The organism is Streptomyces sp. NPDC042336 (assembly GCF_055581985.1).
In genome coordinates this window covers 219,915-237,574 of record NZ_JBVJEA010000002.1, presented here as the reverse complement: position 1 = coordinate 237,574, position 17,660 = coordinate 219,915, and the positions used below count along the sequence as shown (strand labels likewise).

The window sequence follows — 17,660 nt, the reverse complement described above, 5'->3', positions numbered from 1 at the left end:
CCCACGGCACCGGCCGGTGGCAGCGCATCGTCTATGGTGGCCGGGTGAAGATCGCGCTCATGGACTCCGGAATCGGTCTGCTGGCGGCGACCGCCGCGGTACGGCGGCTGCGACCGGACGCGGATCTCATCCTCTCCCTCGACCCCGACGGGATGCCCTGGGGCCCGCGCACGCCGGAGGACCTGACCGGGCGTGCCCTCGCCGTGGCCGAGGCCGCCGCCGCGCACCGTCCGGACGCCCTGATCGTCGGCTGCAACACCGCCACGGTGCATGCCCTGCCCGCGCTGCGGGCCCGGCTCGAGCCCTCAGTGCCCGTCATCGGCACCGTGCCGGCGATCAAGCCCGCGGCGGCCGGCGGCGGTCCCGTGGCGATCTGGGCGACGCCGGCCACCACCGGCAGCCCCTACCAGCGGGGTCTGATCGAGGACTTCGCCGGCGGGGCGAGGGTCACCGAGGTGCCGTGTCCGGGACTCGCCGACGCCGTCGAGCACGCGGACGAGACGGCGATCACCGAGGCCGTCGGCGCCGCGGCCGCCCTCACCCCCGGCGACGTGACGACCATCGTCCTGGGCTGCACCCATTACGAACTGGTCGCCGAACGCATCCGCGCCGCCGTGCAGCGTCCCGACGCCCCGCGCCTCGTCCTGCACGGCTCCGCCGGGGCGGTGGCCGCCCAGGCACTGCGCCGGATCGGAGCCCGCCCCGACCCCGGTGCCCCGGCGGAGGGCACCCTGACCGTGCTGCTGAGCGGACGCGAGGGCACCCTGCCCGCCCCGGCGCTGGCCTACGACGAGGGCAGGCTCCTGCGCGCGGTCACTCCGGCCCGCTGACGCACCGTTCCGCCCGGTCGGCTCAGTCACCCTGCGCGACGAGGTACCCGCGCAGCGAAACATGAGTAACCTCATATCCATGAGGCATCGCCACGGCGAGACCGTCCCACCGTCGAACGTCTGGACCGGCCGGGCCACCAACCGGGTCCAGTGGTTCCTGGCGCTCATCGGCGCCGCCTGCATGGCGCTCGGCATCGCCCTGGCCGTCGAATCGGCCTGGGAGTCGGGCGTCGCCCCGCTCGCCATGGCCGTCGTCGGCTGCATCGCGGCGGGACTGCTGGTCCTGTTCGGCACGCTCGCGTTCGTGCACGTCGCGCTGAGAGTCGACGAGGACTGTCTCGAGGTGCGCTGCGGCCACATCGGCGTTCCCCGCCGCCGCATCCCCCTCTCCCATGTCGCCGGCGCCGAGTTCGCGCCGCATGTCACCCCGCGCCACTGGGGCGGCTGGGGCTACCGGTGGCGGCCGGAGATGGGTACCGCCGTCGTCGTACGGCGCGGTGAGGGGCTGATCCTGCGGCTGTGGGACGGCCACACCTTCACCGTCACCGTGGACGACGCGGAGGCGGCCGTCCAGGTCATCAAGGACCGGCTGCGCCCGAAGACACCGGGCCCGGCCCACTGAACCGAGCGACCCGTCCCCGGGGCGGCGTGGGGCGAGCCGACCGGTCCGGGTCCGGTGGCGTCGGGCGTACGGTCCTCACCGGGGCAGCCGGTCGTCCCGCGGGCGGGCCGTGGCCAGTCCCGCCAGGACTCCCGCGCCCAGCGGCACCGCCGTGAAGCTCAGCGTGTTGCCGAGGGCGGCGATCGCCGCGAGCCCGGTGAGGGCCACACCGGCGGTGAGGACGACCGGCGTGGGACGCGGCGAACGCCACAGCGCGTACAGCACCCACAAGTAGGCCGCGGCCAGCAGCGCCACACCCACGACCCCCTGTTCCGCCGCCTGCTGCCACACCGCCGAGTGCGGCCGGCCGTCCGGCGACGGCGCCTGGGCGGCCGTGGGGCTCAGTGCCCCGAAGCGTCCCGGCCCCACACCGAGCGCAGGCTCCCCGCGCAGCAGTTCCAGGGCGTCGGCCCACAGCCGGACGCGATGGGAGGTCAGCCGCCCCTCGACGGAGAGGGCGAGCCCGTCCGGTACCAAGCCACCCGGAACCGCCCAGCTCGGGCCGGTCACCACAACCGCGCCCAGCCCCAGCCCGGCGATCGCCGCACCGCGCCGGCGTACGCGGCCCGCGGCGAGCGAGCACAGCAGTACCAGCGCACAGGCGGCACACCCGGCGACCGAGCCCATGGCGGCCGCGGTCACGGCGATCCCGACGGCCAGCACCCGTAACGCGGCCCGCACGGCCGGCCCCCCGCCGACCCACGCCCCGCAGCACGCGGCGCCCGCCGACAGCGCCAGCAGGGCGGCGGTCGCACCGGCGTGCCCGAGCGGTGCGGTGATCCGCGGCCCCGGCGCGAGATGCGGGACCGCGACCGTGAGGACCAGCCCGGCCAGCGCCGCCGCACAGGGCGCGGCGACCGGCAGCAGCGCCCCGCCGATCCGCCCCGCCGCGTAACCGGCGGCCACGGCCAGCAGCGCGAGCAGCACACCCTCCGGACGCCCGTCGCGCGCGGCCGCGGTGATCAACGACCAGGAGGCGCAGGCGGCGAGGATCACCACCCCCGCCGAGTCCGTGCCACCGCGTCTCCCGCCGTCCGCGAGCGCACCGTCCGCGGACGCAGTCCCCCTCGACCCCACCGTGTCCCCCGCCCCCGTCGCCCCCGACCTGACGGGCCCCCGCCGCCCGGCGGAATCGGGCCGGCGACCGGGGCTCGGGCACACGGTAACGGCTGGTCGGCGGATTGGGGACCGGTCGGCTCCCGGTTGTGGCGAAACGATGCGGCACAGGCTCTGCCCGGCCCTTCGACGTCCCCGGACCGTCCTGTCCGCGGCCAGGTCACCCGCCGTACACTCCGGGGGGTGACAGCCACCGCAACCTCCGTCGGCGAGTCGGACCGGACGCAGCCGCAGACCACGCCCGCCTCCCGGGCCGTCGCGCGGCTCGTGCGCCTCGCCCCGGCCGCCGCCGCGGCGCTCTCCGGAGTGCTCCTCTACGTCAGCTTCCCGCCGCGCACCCTGTGGTGGCTCGCACTGCCCGCCTTCGCCGCCTTCGGCTGGGTGCTGCGCGGCCGCGGCTGGAAGGCGGGTCTCGGCCTCGGCTACCTCTTCGGCCTCGGCTTCCTGCTCCCGCTGCTGGTGTGGACCGGAGTGGAGGTCGGCCCCGGCCCCTGGCTCGCCCTGGCCGCGATCGAGGCGCTCTTCGTGGCGGCGGTCGGCGCCGGCGTCGCGGCGGTGTCGAAGCTGCCGGGATGGCCGGTGTGGGCGGCGGCGCTGTGGACCGCGGGAGAGGCCGCACGCGCGCGCGTACCCTTCGAGGGCTTCCCCTGGGGCAAGATCGCGTTCGGGCAGGCGGACGGCGTGTTCCTGCCGCTCGCCGCCCTCGGCGGCACACCGGTACTCGGCTTCGCGGTCGTCCTGTGCGGTTTCGGTCTCTGCGAGGCCGTGCGCCTGGCCGTCCGGGCGCGCCGCGGCGACGAGGTACGGCGCGGCGCCGCGGCCGTGGCACTGCTCGGCGTGGCCGTGCCCGTCGTGGGTGCCGTGGCCGCCCGGCCGCTGGTGACCGACGCGGCGGAGGACGGCACCGCGACCGTCGCCGTGATCCAGGGCAACGTGCCGCGCGCGGGTCTCGGCTTCAACGCCCAGCGCCGCGCCGTACTCGACTACCACGCGCGCGAGACGCAGCGCCTGGCCGCCGAGGTGAAGGCGGGCAAGGTGGCACGCCCGGACTTCGTGCTCTGGCCGGAGAACTCCTCGGACATCGACCCGTTCGCCAACGCCGACGCCCGCCGGATCATCGACCGGGCCGCGCGGGCGATCGGCGCGCCCATCTCGGTCGGCGGCGTCGTGGAACGCGACGGCAAGCTGCTCAACGAGCAGATCCTGTGGGATCCGGACAAGGGCCCCGTCGACACCTACGACAAGCGGCAGATCCAGCCCTTCGGCGAGTACCTGCCGCTGCGCTCGCTCATCGGGGCGATCAACGACACCTGGACCACCATGGTCAGCAGGGACTTCAGCCGGGGCACCGAGCCCGGCGTGTTCACCATGGCCGGGACCGAGGTGGGCCTGGTGACCTGCTACGAGGCGGCCTTCGACTGGGCCGTGCGCTCCGAGGTCACCGACGGCGCCCAGATGATCTCCGTGCCCAGCAACAACGCGACCTTCGACCGCAGCGAGATGACCTACCAGCAGCTCGCCATGTCCCGGATCCGCGCGGTCGAGCACAGCCGGACCGTCACCGTCCCGGTCACCAGCGGCGTCAGCGCGATCATCATGCCGGACGGCAGGATCACCCAGAAGACCGGCATGTTCGTGGCGGACTCCCTGGTCCAGGAGGTGCCCCTGCGCTCCTCCGAGACGCCCGCCACCCGGCTCGGCATCGCACCCGAGATCGCCCTGGTACTGGTCGCCGCCGGAGGACTCGGCTGGGCCGTCGGTGCCGGTGTGCGCGGTCGGCGCGCCCACGGCGTGTAGCCGTACGCCCGGCGCACGCCCCACGACATCGGCGGGAGCGTGTGGGCTGCCCCCGTTAGGGTCGGGTCCATGGCTACTCCCGACTTCATCCGCGACCTGCGCGCCTCTGCCGGACACCAGCTCCTGTGGCTCCCCGGAGTCACCGCCGTCGTCTTCGACGACGAGGGCAGAGTGCTGCTCGGCCGACGGTCCGACAACGGGCGATGGTCGTTGATCGGCGGTATCCCGGAACCGGGGGAGCAGCCCGCCGCCTGCGCCGTGCGCGAGGTCGAGGAGGAGACCGCCGTCCAGTGCGTCGTCGAGCGGCTGGTCCTCGTGCAGGCGCTGAAGCCGGTCACCTACGACAACGGTGACGTCTGCCAGTTCATGGACATCACCTTCCGCTGCCGGGCCGTCGGCGGCGAGGCCCGGGTGAACGACGACGAGTCGCTGGAGGTGGGCTGGTTCGCGGTGGACGCCCTGCCCGACATCAAGGAGTTCGGGCAGACCAGGGTGAAGCAGGCCCTGTCCGACGCCCCCACATGGTTCGAACCCACTGGTTCCTTCTGAAGTATGGGGCGTGCCCACATGGGGGACGGAGTGGACGCTGCCTAGGGTCGGGACATGACCTCGCCCAGCGTCCTCCAGGCCCCTCACACCTCCTCGCTCGACCTCCAGGGCCGCACCGCCCTCGTCACCGGCGCCGCCGGCGGCATCGGCCGTGCCTGCGCGCTGCGGCTCGCCGCTGCCGGGGCCGAGGTCAGAGCGGTCGACCGGGACGCCGAGGGCCTCGAGGCGCTCGCCGGAAGCTGCGGGGACCTCGCGGGCAGTGTCGAGCCGCAGGTCCTGGACCTGACCGACCTGGACGCCGCCGAACGCGCCGCGGCCGGCACCGATGTCCTCGTCAACAACGCCGGGCTGCAACTGGTGCGACCCCTGGAGGAGTTCCCGCCGGACGTCTTCCACACCGTGCTCACCGTGATGCTGGAGGCACCCTTCCGGCTGATCCGCGGCGCCCTGCCCCACATGTACGGGCAGGGCTGGGGCCGCATCGTCAACATCTCCTCCGTCCACGGCCTGCGGGCCTCGGCCTACAAGGCGGCCTACGTGTCCGCCAAGCACGGACTGGAGGGCCTGTCCAAGACGGCCGCACTCGAAGGCGCCGCCCACGGCGTCACCTCCAACTGCGTGAACCCCGCCTACGTCCGCACCCCGCTGGTGGAGCGGCAGATCGCCGACCAGGCCCGCGCCCACGGGGTCCCCGAGGAGCAGGTGCTCTCCGACGTACTGCTGCGGGACAGCGCCGTACGGCGGCTGATCGAACCCGACGAGGTCGCCGAGGCGGTGGCGTACCTGTCCGGCCCGCACGCGGCCGGCATCACGGGCACCTCACTCGTGCTGGACGGCGGCTGGACCGCGCACTGAACCGGGGTTTTCCACAGGGCTGCCGAGACGGGCGGGTGATGGGGAATCCTGTGGGCATGTCCCGTGATCATGTGCAGTCCGCCGAGACGCCGTTCCTGGAGCTGTTGGCCCGCGGCGCCTCCGCCGACGCCTATGAGCAGCCGGTGCTGCTCGCCCGTGCCGAGGGCGGACCGGCCGAGCGGATCGACGCGCTCGACCGGGCCAAGCACCTCGCGCTGCGGGTGCGCTCGGAGCTGGAGGGCCGGCGCAGGCGCGAGGCCGAGCTGTCCGCGCTCTTCGAGACCGCCCACGACCTCGCCGGACTGCGCGACCTGGACGCGGTACTGCGGGCGATCGTGCAGCGGGCCCGCTCCCTGCTCGGCACCGACGTCACCTACCTCAGCCTCAACGACCCGGAGCGCGGTGACACCTACATGCGGGTCACCGAGGGCTCGGTCGCCGCCCGCTTCCAGCAACTGCGGCTCGGCATGGGGGAGGGGCTCGGCGGCCTCGTCGCCCAGACCGCCCGCCCCTACGTCACCGACGACTACTTCGAGGACGCCCGCTTCCAGCACACCGGCCCCATCGACGCGGGAGTGCGCGACGAGGGCCTGGTCGCCATCCTCGGCGTACCCCTCATGCTCGGCCACCACGTCATCGGCGTGCTCTTCGCCGCCGACCGGCGGGCCCGGGTCTTCGAACGCGAGCAGATCGCCCTGCTCGGCTCCTTCGCCGCCCTCGCGGCCGCCGCCATCGACACCGCGAACCTGCTCGCCGAGACCCGCTCGGCCCTCGCCGGCCTGGAGCGGGCCAACGAGATCATCCGGGACCGCAGCGGCGTCATCGAGCGGGCCTCCGACGTCCACGACCGGCTCGCCGAGCTCGTCCTGCGCGGCGGCGGGGTGCACGACGTGGCCGCCGCCGTCTCGCAGGTGCTGGACGGCACCGTGGAGTTCACCGAGGCGCTCGCGGTGCCGGAGTACGCGCTGGAGGCGTCCCGCGCGGAAGGACACGTGGTGCGGCACAAGGACGACTGGATCGCCGCCGTCGCCGCCGGTGACGAGCTGTTCGGCGCCCTCGTCCTGCGCGGCCACCCCGGTCTCGACCCCGTCGACCAGCTCACCCTCGAACGCGCCGCGATGGTCACCTCCCTGCTGCTGCTCGCCCGCCGCTCCGCAGCCGAGGCCGAACAGCGCGTCCGGGGCGAGCTGCTCGACGACCTGCTCGACGCCCGCGACCGCGATCCGCGCCTGCTGAACGACCGGGCCCGACGCCTGCACGCCGACCTCCTTGCCGCGCACGTCGTCCTCGTCGCCCGCCTCGACGCCACCGCGGCCGACGCCGACCAGGAGGCGGACGCGCGCCGACGCCTGTGGGCCGCGGCCTCCCACCTCGCGGCGACCCGGCACGGCCTGGCCGCCGCGCGGGACGGCGGCACCGTACTGCTGCTGCCCCTGGCGGACGGGGACGGGGCCACCGGTCTGGCCCGGCGCACCGCCCGGCACCTGGGCCGCGCGGTCCACGAGGCCGTCACCGTCGGCGCCTCCGCCCCCGTACGGGACCTCGCCGCCCGCCCCGACGCCGTGGCCGCCGCCTACACCGAAGCCGGACGCTGCCTCGACGCCCTGCGCCTGCTGGGCCGCTCCGGGGACGGCGCGGCGGCCGAGGACTTCGGTTTCCTGGGCCTGCTGCTCGCCGGGGACCGGAACGTACCCGGGTTCGTCGACCGCACCATCGGCCAGGTCGTCGCCTACGACGAGCGGCGCGGCACGGAACTCGTGCGCACCCTCGACGCGTACTTCGCCTGCGGGATGAGCCCGGCCCGCACGAAGGAGGCCCTGCACGTCCACGTGAACACCGTTGCCCAGCGCCTGGAGCGCGTCGGCCGGCTCCTGGGCGAGGACTGGCAGCGCCCCGACCGCGCCCTGGAGATACAACTGGCCCTCAGACTCCACCGGTTGTCGGCCCCGGCACGGCACTGACCCCCGCACGCACGGGCGTACGGGGGCCGGTGGTGGGCGGCTCAGACGGTGCGCGCCTGCTGCGCACGGGAGTCGGACACCGGCCCGGTCCCGCCTTCGTCGCCGGGGACGGTGCCGGCCTCCGCGAGGTCCCGGTGCCGGGTCTCCCGGGCCACCCCCACGGCGAACAGCGTCAGCACGGCCGAGGCGATGACATAGAGGGAGATCGGCGTCGAGCTGTCGTACTCGGACAGCAGCGCGGTGGCGATCAGCGGCGCCGGAGCACCCGCCGCCACGGAGGCGAACTGGGCGCCGATCGACGCCCCCGAATAGCGCATCCGGGTCGCGAACATCTCGGAGAAGAAGGCCGCCTGGGGCGCGTACATGGCGCCGTGCAGCACCAGCCCCACGGTCACCGCGAGCAGCAGACTGCCGAAGCGACCGGAGTCGATCAGCATGAAGAAGGGGAACATCCACAGCCCGACGCCGGCCGCGCCCAGCAGGTAGACGGGGCGCCGGCCGATCCGGTCCGACAGCGCGCCCCAGGCCGGGATGACCGCGAAGTGCACGGCCGAGGCGATCAGCACCGCGTTGAGCGCCGTCTGCTTGGAGACGTCGGCCGCGGACGTGGCGTAGACGAGGATGAAGGCGGTGATGACGTAGTAACTGATGTTCTCCGCCATCCGCGCGCCCATGGCGATCAGCACGTCGCGCCAGTGGTACCGCATCACGGCGACCAGCGGAAGCGGCTCGGCCTTCGCCTTCCGCGACTCGGCCTGCGCCAACGCCTGCTTGAAGACCGGCGATTCGTCGACAGACAGACGAATCCACAAACCGACCATGACGAGGACACCGGAGAGCAGGAACGGGATCCGCCAGCCCCAGCTGTTGAACGCGGCGTCCGACAGCACGGCCGTCAGCAGCGACAGCACGCCGGTAGCGAGCAGTTGCCCGGCCGGCGCCCCGGTCTGCGGCCACGACGCCCAGAACCCGCGCCGACGCGCGTCCCCGTGCTCGGACACCAGCAGCACGGCCCCGCCCCATTCACCGCCCAGGGCGAAGCCCTGGACGAGCCGCAACACGGTCAGCAGCACGGGAGCGGCAGTGCCGACGGTCGCGTGGGTGGGCAGCAGCCCGATCGCGAAGGTCGCCCCGCCCATCATCAACAGACTCAGCACCAGCAGCTTCTTGCGGCCGAGCCGGTCGCCGTAGTGCCCGAACACCAGGGCCCCGACCGGCCGCGCGGCGAACCCGACGGCATAGGTCAGGAACGACAGCAGCGTGCCCACCAGCGGGTCGGAGTCCGGGAAGAACAGCTCGTTGAACACGAGCGCGGCGGCAGAGCCGTAGAGGAAGAAGTCGTACCACTCGATGGTGGTGCCGATCAGGGACGCGGCGACGATGCGCTTGAGGTTGTTCGGGGCTGGTGGAGCGGCTGCGGGCGACGACATCGGCACCACTTCCTGGCGTTCGGTGGGGACGGTTGTGTGTCGCCATACCGTAGGAACACGCAGGTCAGCGGCGTATGTGGTGGGGCACCATAGTTTGGTGCGCGGGAGTGCGTTCCCACACCACTCATGGCCCCTCCCGGCTGCGGCGCCGCCCTGCCGGCGCATCGCCCGGCCGGTCACCTCCGCCGCGGTCACCGTCACGTCATGTCATTGGCGAGCCGCCCTGGCCCGGTTCTTGATCGCGGGGATGACGTCGCTCTTGGCGTCGGAGTAGTCGTTCATGTCGCTCCACCGCCGGTCGGGCAGGGCCCGTTTGACGCTCGCCGACGTGCCGTCAGCCGGCCAGGACTGCGGCGCGCCGGCGCAGGGCGTGCACCAGGGAAGCGGTCGGTGCCGAGGCCCGGTCCGGCAGCGACACCAGGTCGATGCGCCGTACCTCCTCGGCGACGCCCGTGACGCCGACGAAGCGGACACCGTGCGGGACGACGGGCAGCAGCGCCGGTGACGCCGTGGTGATGCCCGCCCCGGCCGCCACCAGGTGGAGCTTGGTCAGCCAGTCGCGGGCGGTGTGGGCGATCCGGGGCCGGCCGGGCAGCCCCGGCCAGACGCCGAGCAGCGGATCTCCCGTGCCGCCGGGTCCGGCGATCCAGGCCTCGGAGGCGATGTCCTCGACGTCGGCGGTGCCGCGTTCGGCGAAGCGGCTGTCCGCTGGAACCGCCAGGGCCAGACGGGTTTCCAGCAGGGGTTCGACGTGCAGGGGCGGGTCGTCCGTGTCGGGCGAGCGGTGCGGGGGCCGGGAGGTCAGCAGCGCCAGGTCGAGGGTGCCACTGCGCAGCGCGCGCACCAGCGCGGGAGTGCTCCCCTCCCGTGTCGACACCCGCACACGGGAGCGTTCCCGGCGCAGCGCCGTCAGCGCGTCGGCCACGATCACCGCGCCCGCCGCGGGGAAGTACCCCAGCCGGATACGGCTTGTGGCGTCCCGGACCCCGCGCAGTTCCCGGTCGGCCGCCTCCAGCGCGTCCAGGGCGGCGACGGCGTGGCGCAGGAGGGCGCGGCCCTCGCCGGTCGGCCGTACGCCGCCGGGGAAACGGTCGAAGAGCCGGGCGCCCGCAGCCTGTTCCAGCGCGGCCACCTGCCGGGAGACCGCCGACTGCGTGTACCCGAGGCTGCGCGCCGCCGCCGTGAAAGTGCCCCGCTCCGCCACCTCGCGCAGCACCCGCAGCCCGGTCAGCGTCACATCGGCCATACCCATGAGCCCACAGCATATCCGGCATGCGAAACATTCGCTGTCGGAATGGCGTGCGGGCTCCTAGCGTCGACGTCATGCCTCTGATCAGCATCTCCCTGCGAAAGGGAACCACGCCCGAGTACCGTCGCCTCGTCTCCGAGGCGCTGCACGAGTCCATGGTCGACGTCCTGAAGATCCCGCGGGACGACCAGTTCCACGTCTTCCACGAAGTCACGGACGACAACTTCGTCATGCAGCCGGTGGTGTTCGGCATACCGCGCAGCCGCCGCACCCTGTTCATCCAGCTGTCCTTCAACCAGCGCGGCTCGGAGCAGAAGGCGGAGCTGTTCCGGGCGATCGTCGACAACCTCCGGCTGCGCGCGGGCGTCCCCGAGGAGGACGTCATGCTGGTGGCCTTCGAGACGGCGCGGGAGAACTGGTGGGCCGCCGGCCGTGTCGTCGATCCCGCCACCGGCTACGACGAGCGCATGACCGGCGCGCCCGGCGTGCCCGCCGACCCGGGCCGGTAGGGTCCGCGCCCGGTCCGCGCCCGGTCCGCGCCCGGTAGCGTCAGGTACGTGCGCGGCCGGGCGCCCGCGCCGCCCCGCCCGGTGGCGCCGTGCTCTGCCGTACGACGAGGTGGGTCGCCAGCTCGATGCGCCGCCCGGCCCGGCCGGGGTCGTCCGGGCGGAACAGCATGCGGGTGGCCTCCTCGGCCATGTGCCGCAGCGGCTGGTGGACGGTGGTCAGCGGCGGGCTCGACCACTGGGCCAGCGGCACGTCGTCGTAGCCGACGACCGAGAGGTCCTGAGGGACCCTCAGGCCGCTGACGCGGGCCGCCTCCAGCACGCCGAGTGCCTGGAGGTCGCTGCCCGCGAAGACCGCCGTCGGCCGCCCGGGCCCGGCGAGCAGGTCCATGCCGTGCTCGAATCCGCTCTCCACGCTGTAGTCGCCGTACCGGACGAGGGCCGGGTCGATCGGCAGGCCCGCCATGGTCATCGCCGAGCGGTAGCCGTCGAGCCGGGCCAGTGAGCACAGCATGTCCTCGAACCCGGTGATGATCGCGACGCGTTCGTGTCCGTGATCGGTGAGGTGACGGGTCGCCGCCAGCCCTCCGGCCCAGTTGGCGGAGCCGACGGACGGGACGTCGGGATCGGGATCGCCGGCCGGATCGACGATGACGAAGGGGATGTCCCAGGAGCGGAGCCGGTGCTTGACCTCCGCGGGGAGCGAGGAGAAGACCAGCACGACACCCAGCGGCCTGCGCCGGAGCACACCTTCGATCCAGTCCGGCGCGGGCGCGTGCCGAGTGCCGCTGCGGGTGAGCACGACCTCGGTCCGGTTGGCCTTGGCGACGTCCTCCACACCCCGGACGAGTTCCATCGCCCAGACGCTGTCCAGCTCGTGGAAGACGAGCTCGACCAGCGGGGAGCGCGGCGGGCTCATGGTGCGGCGACGGTAGCCGTGCACCTCCAGGAGTCGCTCCACCCTGGCCCGGGTGGAGCTGGAGACATCCGAACGACCGTTGAGGACCTTCGAAACTGTCGGAGGGGAGACACCCGCCTCTTTCGCCACCTCGGCGAGGGTGACCCTGGCGCTCACCTCAACTTCATCGTGCATGCGGGAAGGATAGGCCATGCCGTCGATAACGTTTTGAGTCGGCAGCCGCACGGCCATTGACCAGAAATCCGGTCTCACTTTACTGTCCGACCAGCATGGACTTTCGGTGATGGCGCCGAAACTTTCGAAAGGCGAACGATGAAGACACGTGCGCGCTTGCCCAGACTGGTCGCCACCGGTGCGACGCTCGCCCTGGCGCTGAGCCTGTCGGCCTGCGGTGACGGTGACGGCGGGGCGTCGTCGGGCGACGGCAAGATCCATGTCCTGGTCTACGGGGACGCCAGCAACAAGGTCGAACAGAGAATCGTCGACACCTTCAACAAGACGTCCGACGTCAAGGCGGTGCTCGACACCATCCCCGGTGCCGACTACCAGACGAAGCTCCAGACGATCATCAACACCCCGCAGGCCCCGGACGTCTTCTTCAACTGGGGCGGCGGCAGCATCAAGCCGTTCGTCAAGGCGGACCTGCTGCTGCCGCTCGACGACTTCATCAAGAAGAACCCGGACCTGGAGAAGAAGTTCCTGCCGTCCGTCTTCGAGAGCGCGGTCGTCGACGGCAAGCCGTACGGCGTCCCGATGCGCGGCACCCAGCCGGTCCTGCTCTTCCACAACAAGAAGGTCCTCGACGACGCGGGTGTCCAGCCGCCGAAGACCTGGGACGAGCTGCTCGCCGCGGTGGGCAAGCTCAAGGACGCGGGCGTCACCCCGATCGCGCTCGGCGGCGGCGACGTCTGGCCCACCCAGATGTGGTTCCAGTACCTCTACGACCGCATAGCCGGCCCGGAGCTGTTCGCCGAGGCCGTCGGCGGCGACAAGAGCGCCTGGGAGAGCCCGGACAGCAAGAAGGCCCTGGACATGATCAAGGAGCTGGTCGACGCCGGCGCCTTCGGCAAGAACTACGACTCCGTCAAGTACACCAACGGCGGCTCGGTCCAGCTGGTGGCCTCCGGCAAGGCCGGCTTCGAGCTGATGGGCTCCTGGTACTACTCCCAGCAGCTCACGGACCACAAGGACTTCGCCGAGAAGGACCTCGGCTACAGCGCCTTCCCGAGCGTCGAGGGCGGCAAGGGCGACTCGGCCGACGTGGCCGGCAACACCAACAACTACTACTCGGTGATGAAGAAGACCAAGCACCCCGAGGCGGTCGCCGAGTTCCTGAAGCTCATGTACTCGGACGAGTTCGTCAAGGCGCAGCTGGACATCGGCAACCTGCCGACCACGACGAACACCGACAAGTTCATCGACAGCTCGGGCACCCCCGAGTACTCGCGCTTCCAGTACGACCTCGTCTCCAAGGCCCCGTCCTTCCAGCTGTCCTGGGACCAGGCGTACCCGCAGAAGGCCAGCTCGGACCTGCACAAGGCCATCCAGCAGTTCTTCAACGGACAGCTCGACACGGACGGCTTCATCAAGGCCATGCAGGCCCTCCCCACCGAGTGACGAACGGCTCATGACCACACACCTCACGAGCGCTCGGCCCGCCGCCGGACCCCGCAAGGAGTCCCGGCGGCGGCCGCCCGCCCCGTCCGCGACGACGGTGGGCCGCCCCGGCTTCGGCTGGGCGGTGCCCGCCGCACTGTTCTTCTTCCTCTTCGCGATCGTCCCGCTGATCATGGTGGCGGTGCTGTCCTTCATGAGCTGGGACGGCATCAGCTCGCCCGAGTTCGTCGGCACGGACAACTGGTCGCGCCTCATCGACGACCCGGTCATGCTCAAGAGCATCTGGCTGACCCTGCTGCTGACCGCGCTCGGCGTGGTCCTCCAGACTCCGCTGAGCATCCTGCTCGGTGTCTGGGCAGCGGGTCACCAGCGCAACCGCGCCGTCCTGTCGGTCATCTACTTCATCCCGCTGCTGCTGTCCGCGACGGCCGTGTCCGTGCTGTGGCGGGCGCTGCTCGACCCGAACTTCGGCATCCCGGCCGAGGCCGGCTGGCTCTTCGGCGACGGCAACCTCTTCGGCGAACAGACCACCGCGATCGGGGTGCTGGCCTTCGTCAGCACCTGGCAGTTCACCCCCTTCCACACGCTGATCTACCAGGGTGCCGCCCGCGCGATCCCGCCGGTGCTCTACCAGGCGGCGGAGATCGACGGGGCGGGCCGCTACCGGCAGTTCTTCCACATCACCCTGCCGCAGCTGCGCACCTCCATGATCACCTCGATGATCCTGATGATCGTCGGCGGCCTGACCACGTTCGAGACCGTCCTCATCCTGACCCAGGGCGGTCCCGGCACCGACACCACCATCAGCGCCTACTACATGTACGACAAGGCCTTCAAGAGCTTCGACTACGGCATCGGCTCCGCGATCGCCCTGGCCCTGGTCGTGGCGGCCACGATCATCTCGCTGATCGTCGTCCGGGTGTCCGGCTACGACAAGATGCGCAGCTCCATGGAGGGTGTGTCATGAGACGCCGACCCAACTACGTGGCCGGCATCGGCTCGCTCGTCTGGCTCGTCCTGGTCGGACTGCCGCTGTACGTGATGCTCGCCGCGACCCTGCGCACCCGCCAGGACTACGCCGAGAACGGCCCGGTCTCGCTCCCGGACAGCTTCACGCTGGACAACTTCACCGGCGCCTTCGACTCGGGCTTCGGCCAGTACTTCTTCAACACGCTGGTCGTGACCGCCTGTGTGATCGGCATCGTGCTGCTGCTGGTCCCGCCGCTCGCCTACGCGATCGTCCGCAGCCGCGGCAGGACGACGTCGGCGATCTTCCGGCTGTTCCTGCTCGGCCTCGCCATCCCGGCGCAGGCCGTGATCGTGCCGATGTTCTACCTGATCAGCGAAGCCGGACTGTACGACAACCTGCTCGGCGTCATCCTGCCCACGGCCGCGTTCTGCCTGCCGATGTCCGCGCTCATCCTCAGCGGAGCCATGCGCGACATCTCTCCGGAGCTGTACGAGGCCATGGCCATGGACGGCGCCAGCCCGCGGCGCATGTTCTTCCAGCTCGTCGTGCCGCTGTCCCGCGGGGGACTGTCCACGATCGTGGTGTTCTCCGCGCTCCAGGCGTGGAACGGCTTCCTGTTCCCGCTCGTGCTGACCCAGTCCGAGTCCACCAAGGTGGTCACCCTGGGCCTGTACAACTTCCAGACCGCGCACGGCATCGACATCCCCGGTCTGCTGGGAGCCGTGGTGCTGTCCATGGTGCCCATCCTGCTCGTCTACCTGTTCGCCCGTCGTGCCCTGGTCCAGGGGCTGATGGGTGCCGGAGGAAAGTGACTGCCGACGTGGCCGTAGAGACCACCCCCGAAATCCCCCTCTGGAACGACCCCACCCACCCCGTCGCCGCCAGAGTCGACGCGCTCGTCGCCGCGATGACCCTCGAGGAGAAGATCGCCCAGCTGTACGGGGTGTGGGTCGGCGCCTCCGACAAGGGCGGCGAAGTCGCCCCCCACCAGCACGACATGGAGGAGCCCGTCGACCTCGACGCGCTCGTGCCCGTCGGCCTCGGCCAGCTGACCCGCCCCTTCGGCACCGTCCCCGTCGACCCCGCGCTCGGAGCGCTCTCCCTGATGCGCACCCAGGCCCGCATCACCTCGGCGGGCCGCTTCGGCATCCCCGCGGTGGCGCACGACGAGTGCCTGGCCGGCTTCGCCGCCTGGGGGGCCACCGCCTACCCCGTCCCGCTGTCCTGGGGCGCCACCTTCGACCCGGACGCGGTGTGCCGGATGGCCGCCGCCATCGGCCGCGACATGCGGTCCGTCGGCATCCACCAGGGCCTCGCCCCCGTCCTCGACGTGGTCCGCGACGCCCGCTGGGGCCGGGTGGAGGAGACCATCGGCGAGGACCCCTACCTCGTCGGCACCATCGGCACCGCGTACGTGCGCGGCCTGGAGTCCGCCGGGATCGTCGCCACCCTCAAGCACTTCGTCGGCTACTCCGCCTCCCGCGCCGGCCGCAACCTCGCCCCCTCCTCCGTGGGCGCCCGCGAGCGGGCCGACGTCCTGCTCCCGCCGTTCGAGATGGCCGTCCGCGAGGGCGCCCCCCGCTCCGTCATGCACGCCTACACCGACATCGACGGGGTGCCCGCCGCGGCCGACGAGACGCTGCTGACCGGGCTGCTACGCGACACCTGGGGCTTCGAAGGAACCGTCGTCGCCGACTACTTCGGCATCGCCTTCCTCAAGACCCTGCACGGCATCGCCGGTGACTGGGCCGACGCCGCGGGCGCCGCGCTCGGCGCGGGCGTCGACGTCGAGCTGCCCACCGTCAAGACCTTCGGCGCCCCGCTCGTCGAGGCGGTCACCGAGGGCCGGGTCCCCGAGTCGCTCATCGACCGGGCGCTGCGCCGCGTCCTCGGACAGAAGGCGGAGCTGGGACTGCTCGACCCGGACTGGAGCCCCATCCCGCCCGCGCTCGACGGGGTGGACCTCGCGGACCCGGAGGCACTGCGCGCGAGCATCGATCTGGACCGGCCCGAGAACCGGGAACTGGCCCGCGAGATCGCCGAGAAGGCGGTCGTCCTGCTCAGCAACGACGGCACCCTGCCGCTCGCCCGGCCCCGCCGCATCGCCCTGGTCGGCCCCAACGCCACCGAGGCGACCGCCGTGCTCGGTTGCTATTCCTTCCCGCGGCACGTCGGGGTCCAGCATCCGCAGGTCCCGGTCGGCATCGACCTGCCCACCCTGCGCGACACCCTGACCGCCGAGTTCCCCGACGCGGACATCACCGTCGTCCGCGGCACCGGCGTCGACGACGGCGAGCTGTCCGGCATCGGCGCGGCGGTGGACGCGGCCCGCGAGGCCGACGTCGTCGTCGCCGTCCTCGGCGACCGCGCGGGCCTGTTCGGCCGCGGCACCAGCGGTGAGGGCTGCGACGCAGAGTCCCTCACACTGCCCGGCGCCCAGCAGCAGCTCCTCGACGCGCTGCTCGACTCCGGCACACCGGTGGTCACGGTCCTGCTCGCCGGACGGCCCTACGCACTGGGCCGCGCCGTGGCCGAGTCCGCCGCGATCGTGCAGTCGTTCTTCCCCGGCGAGGAGGGCACCGCCGCGATCGCCGGTGTGCTCAGCGGGCGCACCAGCCCCTCGGGGAGACTGCCCGTCAGCGTGCCCGGCAGTGCGGGCGCCCAGCCGACCACCTACCTGGGGGCACGGCTCGCCCACGCCAGCGAGGTGTCCAGCATCGACCCGACACCGGCCTTCGGCTTCGGGCACGGGCTCACGTACACCACGTTCGCCTGGAGCGACCTCGTGACGCACACCGGGCAGGCGCCGACCGACGGGGAGTTCTCGCTGGAGCTCACCGTCCGCAACACCGGCGAACGGCACGGCACCGAGGTGGTGCAGCTCTACCTCCACGACCCGGTCGCCTCCGTCGTCCAGCCGGTGCAGCGCCTGATCGGCTACACGCGGGTGCCGCTGGCCCCCGGTGAGGCCCGCAGGGTGCGCGTCCAGGTCCCGGCCGACCTCGCCTCCTTCACCGGCCGCGACGGCCGCCGCGTCGTCGAACCGGGCGGCCTGGAGCTGCGGTTCGCCGCGTCCAGCACCGAGCCGCGGCTGACGGCGACGGTCGCGCTCACCGGACCGGAACGGCGGGTCGACCACACCCGGCGGCTGCACGCCTCGTTCGCGCAGGAGGCCGTCGAAGGCGCCTGAGCTGCCACCG

15 protein-coding genes and 1 pseudogene are annotated in these 17,660 nt (G+C 72.5%); 11 read left to right on the top strand and 5 right to left on the bottom strand.

Annotated elements, in window-relative coordinates; genetic code table 11:
* Positions 1-44 precede the first annotated feature (44 nt).
* Positions 45-830: an aspartate/glutamate racemase family protein gene (locus ACZ6IM_RS06070; protein ID WP_052837365.1), complete on the top strand. Its 786-nt coding sequence runs from the start codon at positions 45-47 to the stop codon at positions 828-830.
* Between the two features lie 79 nt (positions 831-909).
* Complete coding sequence (locus ACZ6IM_RS06065; protein WP_052837179.1) at positions 910-1,452, top strand: hypothetical protein; 543 nt, start codon at positions 910-912, stop codon at positions 1,450-1,452.
* A 75-nt stretch (positions 1,453-1,527) separates the two neighbouring features.
* Here ACZ6IM_RS06065 and ACZ6IM_RS06060 read toward each other — a convergent pair whose 3' ends face one another.
* Positions 1,528-2,490 carry an O-antigen ligase family protein gene (locus ACZ6IM_RS06060; protein ID WP_469554511.1) on the bottom strand — a complete coding sequence of 321 codons (963 nt, stop codon included), beginning with the start codon at positions 2,488-2,490 and terminating at the stop codon, positions 1,528-1,530.
* A 300-nt stretch (positions 2,491-2,790) separates the two neighbouring features.
* On the opposite strand from ACZ6IM_RS06060, the gene lnt reads away from it, so the two are divergent.
* The 4 genes from lnt (at position 2,791) to ACZ6IM_RS06040 (ending at position 7,769) form a co-directional block, all read left to right on the top strand.
* Positions 2,791-4,404: an apolipoprotein N-acyltransferase gene (gene lnt, locus ACZ6IM_RS06055; RefSeq protein ID WP_469554509.1), complete on the top strand. Its 1,614-nt coding sequence runs from the start codon at positions 2,791-2,793 to the stop codon at positions 4,402-4,404.
* 69 nt (positions 4,405-4,473) lie between these two features.
* On the top strand, positions 4,474-4,953 hold the full coding sequence (locus ACZ6IM_RS06050) for an NUDIX hydrolase (RefSeq protein ID WP_052837182.1): 480 nt from the start codon (positions 4,474-4,476) through the stop codon (positions 4,951-4,953).
* A gap of 54 nt (positions 4,954-5,007) precedes the next feature.
* Positions 5,008-5,808, top strand: coding sequence for a 3-hydroxybutyrate dehydrogenase (locus ACZ6IM_RS06045; protein WP_052837183.1), 801 nt, complete (start codon positions 5,008-5,010; stop codon positions 5,806-5,808).
* 56 nt (positions 5,809-5,864) lie between these two features.
* The gene (locus ACZ6IM_RS06040) at positions 5,865-7,769 is read left to right on the top strand and encodes a GAF domain-containing protein (protein ID WP_052837184.1); all 1,905 of its coding nucleotides are present in this window, start codon (positions 5,865-5,867) and stop codon (positions 7,767-7,769) included.
* Between the two features lie 41 nt (positions 7,770-7,810).
* Here ACZ6IM_RS06040 and ACZ6IM_RS06035 read toward each other — a convergent pair whose 3' ends face one another.
* From ACZ6IM_RS06035 to ACZ6IM_RS06025, 3 genes and pseudogenes are all read right to left on the bottom strand, one after another.
* Entirely contained in the window at positions 7,811-9,199 is a 1,389-nt protein-coding gene (locus tag ACZ6IM_RS06035; RefSeq protein WP_052837185.1) for an MFS transporter, read from the bottom strand.
* A gap of 207 nt (positions 9,200-9,406) precedes the next feature.
* A pseudogene (locus ACZ6IM_RS06030) lies at positions 9,407-9,520 on the bottom strand (GrpB family protein); the annotation flags it as partial.
* A 13-nt stretch (positions 9,521-9,533) separates the two neighbouring features.
* Positions 9,534-10,451, bottom strand: a complete 918-nt coding sequence (locus tag ACZ6IM_RS06025) for a LysR family transcriptional regulator (RefSeq protein WP_469554507.1) — start codon at positions 10,449-10,451, stop codon at positions 9,534-9,536.
* A 71-nt stretch (positions 10,452-10,522) separates the two neighbouring features.
* Between ACZ6IM_RS06025 and ACZ6IM_RS06020 the strand changes: the two genes are divergently transcribed.
* Entirely contained in the window at positions 10,523-10,957 is a 435-nt protein-coding gene (locus ACZ6IM_RS06020; RefSeq protein ID WP_052837187.1) for a tautomerase family protein, read from the top strand.
* Between the two features lie 40 nt (positions 10,958-10,997).
* Here the strand turns inward: ACZ6IM_RS06020 and ACZ6IM_RS06015 are convergent, their stop codons facing one another.
* Positions 10,998-12,047, bottom strand: a complete 1,050-nt coding sequence (locus ACZ6IM_RS06015; protein ID WP_052837188.1) for a LacI family DNA-binding transcriptional regulator — start codon at positions 12,045-12,047, stop codon at positions 10,998-11,000.
* A gap of 138 nt (positions 12,048-12,185) precedes the next feature.
* On the opposite strand from ACZ6IM_RS06015, the gene ACZ6IM_RS06010 reads away from it, so the two are divergent.
* Genes ACZ6IM_RS06010 through ACZ6IM_RS05995 form a run of 4 tightly spaced genes read left to right on the top strand, consistent with a single transcriptional unit; the run spans position 12,186 to position 17,650 of the window.
* Positions 12,186-13,490 carry an ABC transporter substrate-binding protein gene (locus tag ACZ6IM_RS06010; RefSeq protein ID WP_469554504.1) on the top strand — a complete coding sequence of 435 codons (1,305 nt, stop codon included), beginning with the start codon at positions 12,186-12,188 and terminating at the stop codon, positions 13,488-13,490.
* Between the two features lie 10 nt (positions 13,491-13,500).
* Positions 13,501-14,457, top strand: coding sequence for a carbohydrate ABC transporter permease (locus ACZ6IM_RS06005; protein ID WP_052837190.1), 957 nt, complete (start codon positions 13,501-13,503; stop codon positions 14,455-14,457).
* Positions 14,454-15,272, top strand: a complete 819-nt coding sequence (locus ACZ6IM_RS06000; protein WP_052837191.1) for a carbohydrate ABC transporter permease — start codon at positions 14,454-14,456, stop codon at positions 15,270-15,272. The genes ACZ6IM_RS06005 and ACZ6IM_RS06000 overlap by 4 nt, the downstream gene beginning before the upstream one ends.
* Complete coding sequence (locus ACZ6IM_RS05995) at positions 15,269-17,650, top strand: beta-xylosidase/alpha-l-arabinosidase (protein ID WP_469554503.1); 2,382 nt, start codon at positions 15,269-15,271, stop codon at positions 17,648-17,650. Before ACZ6IM_RS06000 ends, ACZ6IM_RS05995 begins: the two co-directional genes overlap by 4 nt.
* Positions 17,651-17,660 lie beyond the last annotated feature (10 nt).

What these genes read in the sequence shown, in the direction of transcription:
- ACZ6IM_RS06065 (WP_052837179.1), top strand. Translation starts at nt 910, where the DNA reads ATGAGGCATCGCCACGGCGAGACCGTCCCACCGTCGAACGTCTGGACC.
- ACZ6IM_RS06050 (WP_052837182.1), top strand. Translation starts at nt 4,474, where the DNA reads ATGGCTACTCCCGACTTCATCCGCGACCTGCGCGCCTCTGCCGGACAC.
- ACZ6IM_RS06045 (WP_052837183.1), top strand. Translation starts at nt 5,008, where the DNA reads ATGACCTCGCCCAGCGTCCTCCAGGCCCCTCACACCTCCTCGCTCGAC.
- ACZ6IM_RS06040 (WP_052837184.1), top strand. Translation starts at nt 5,865, where the DNA reads ATGTCCCGTGATCATGTGCAGTCCGCCGAGACGCCGTTCCTGGAGCTG.
- ACZ6IM_RS06035 (WP_052837185.1), bottom strand. Translation starts at nt 9,199, where the DNA reads ATGTCGTCGCCCGCAGCCGCTCCACCAGCCCCGAACAACCTCAAGCGC.
- ACZ6IM_RS06025 (WP_469554507.1), bottom strand. Translation starts at nt 10,451, where the DNA reads ATGGGTATGGCCGATGTGACGCTGACCGGGCTGCGGGTGCTGCGCGAG.
- ACZ6IM_RS06020 (WP_052837187.1), top strand. Translation starts at nt 10,523, where the DNA reads ATGCCTCTGATCAGCATCTCCCTGCGAAAGGGAACCACGCCCGAGTAC.
- ACZ6IM_RS06015 (WP_052837188.1), bottom strand. Translation starts at nt 12,047, where the DNA reads ATGCACGATGAAGTTGAGGTGAGCGCCAGGGTCACCCTCGCCGAGGTG.
- ACZ6IM_RS06010 (WP_469554504.1), top strand. Translation starts at nt 12,186, where the DNA reads ATGAAGACACGTGCGCGCTTGCCCAGACTGGTCGCCACCGGTGCGACG.
- ACZ6IM_RS06005 (WP_052837190.1), top strand. Translation starts at nt 13,501, where the DNA reads ATGACCACACACCTCACGAGCGCTCGGCCCGCCGCCGGACCCCGCAAG.
- ACZ6IM_RS06000 (WP_052837191.1), top strand. Translation starts at nt 14,454, where the DNA reads ATGAGACGCCGACCCAACTACGTGGCCGGCATCGGCTCGCTCGTCTGG.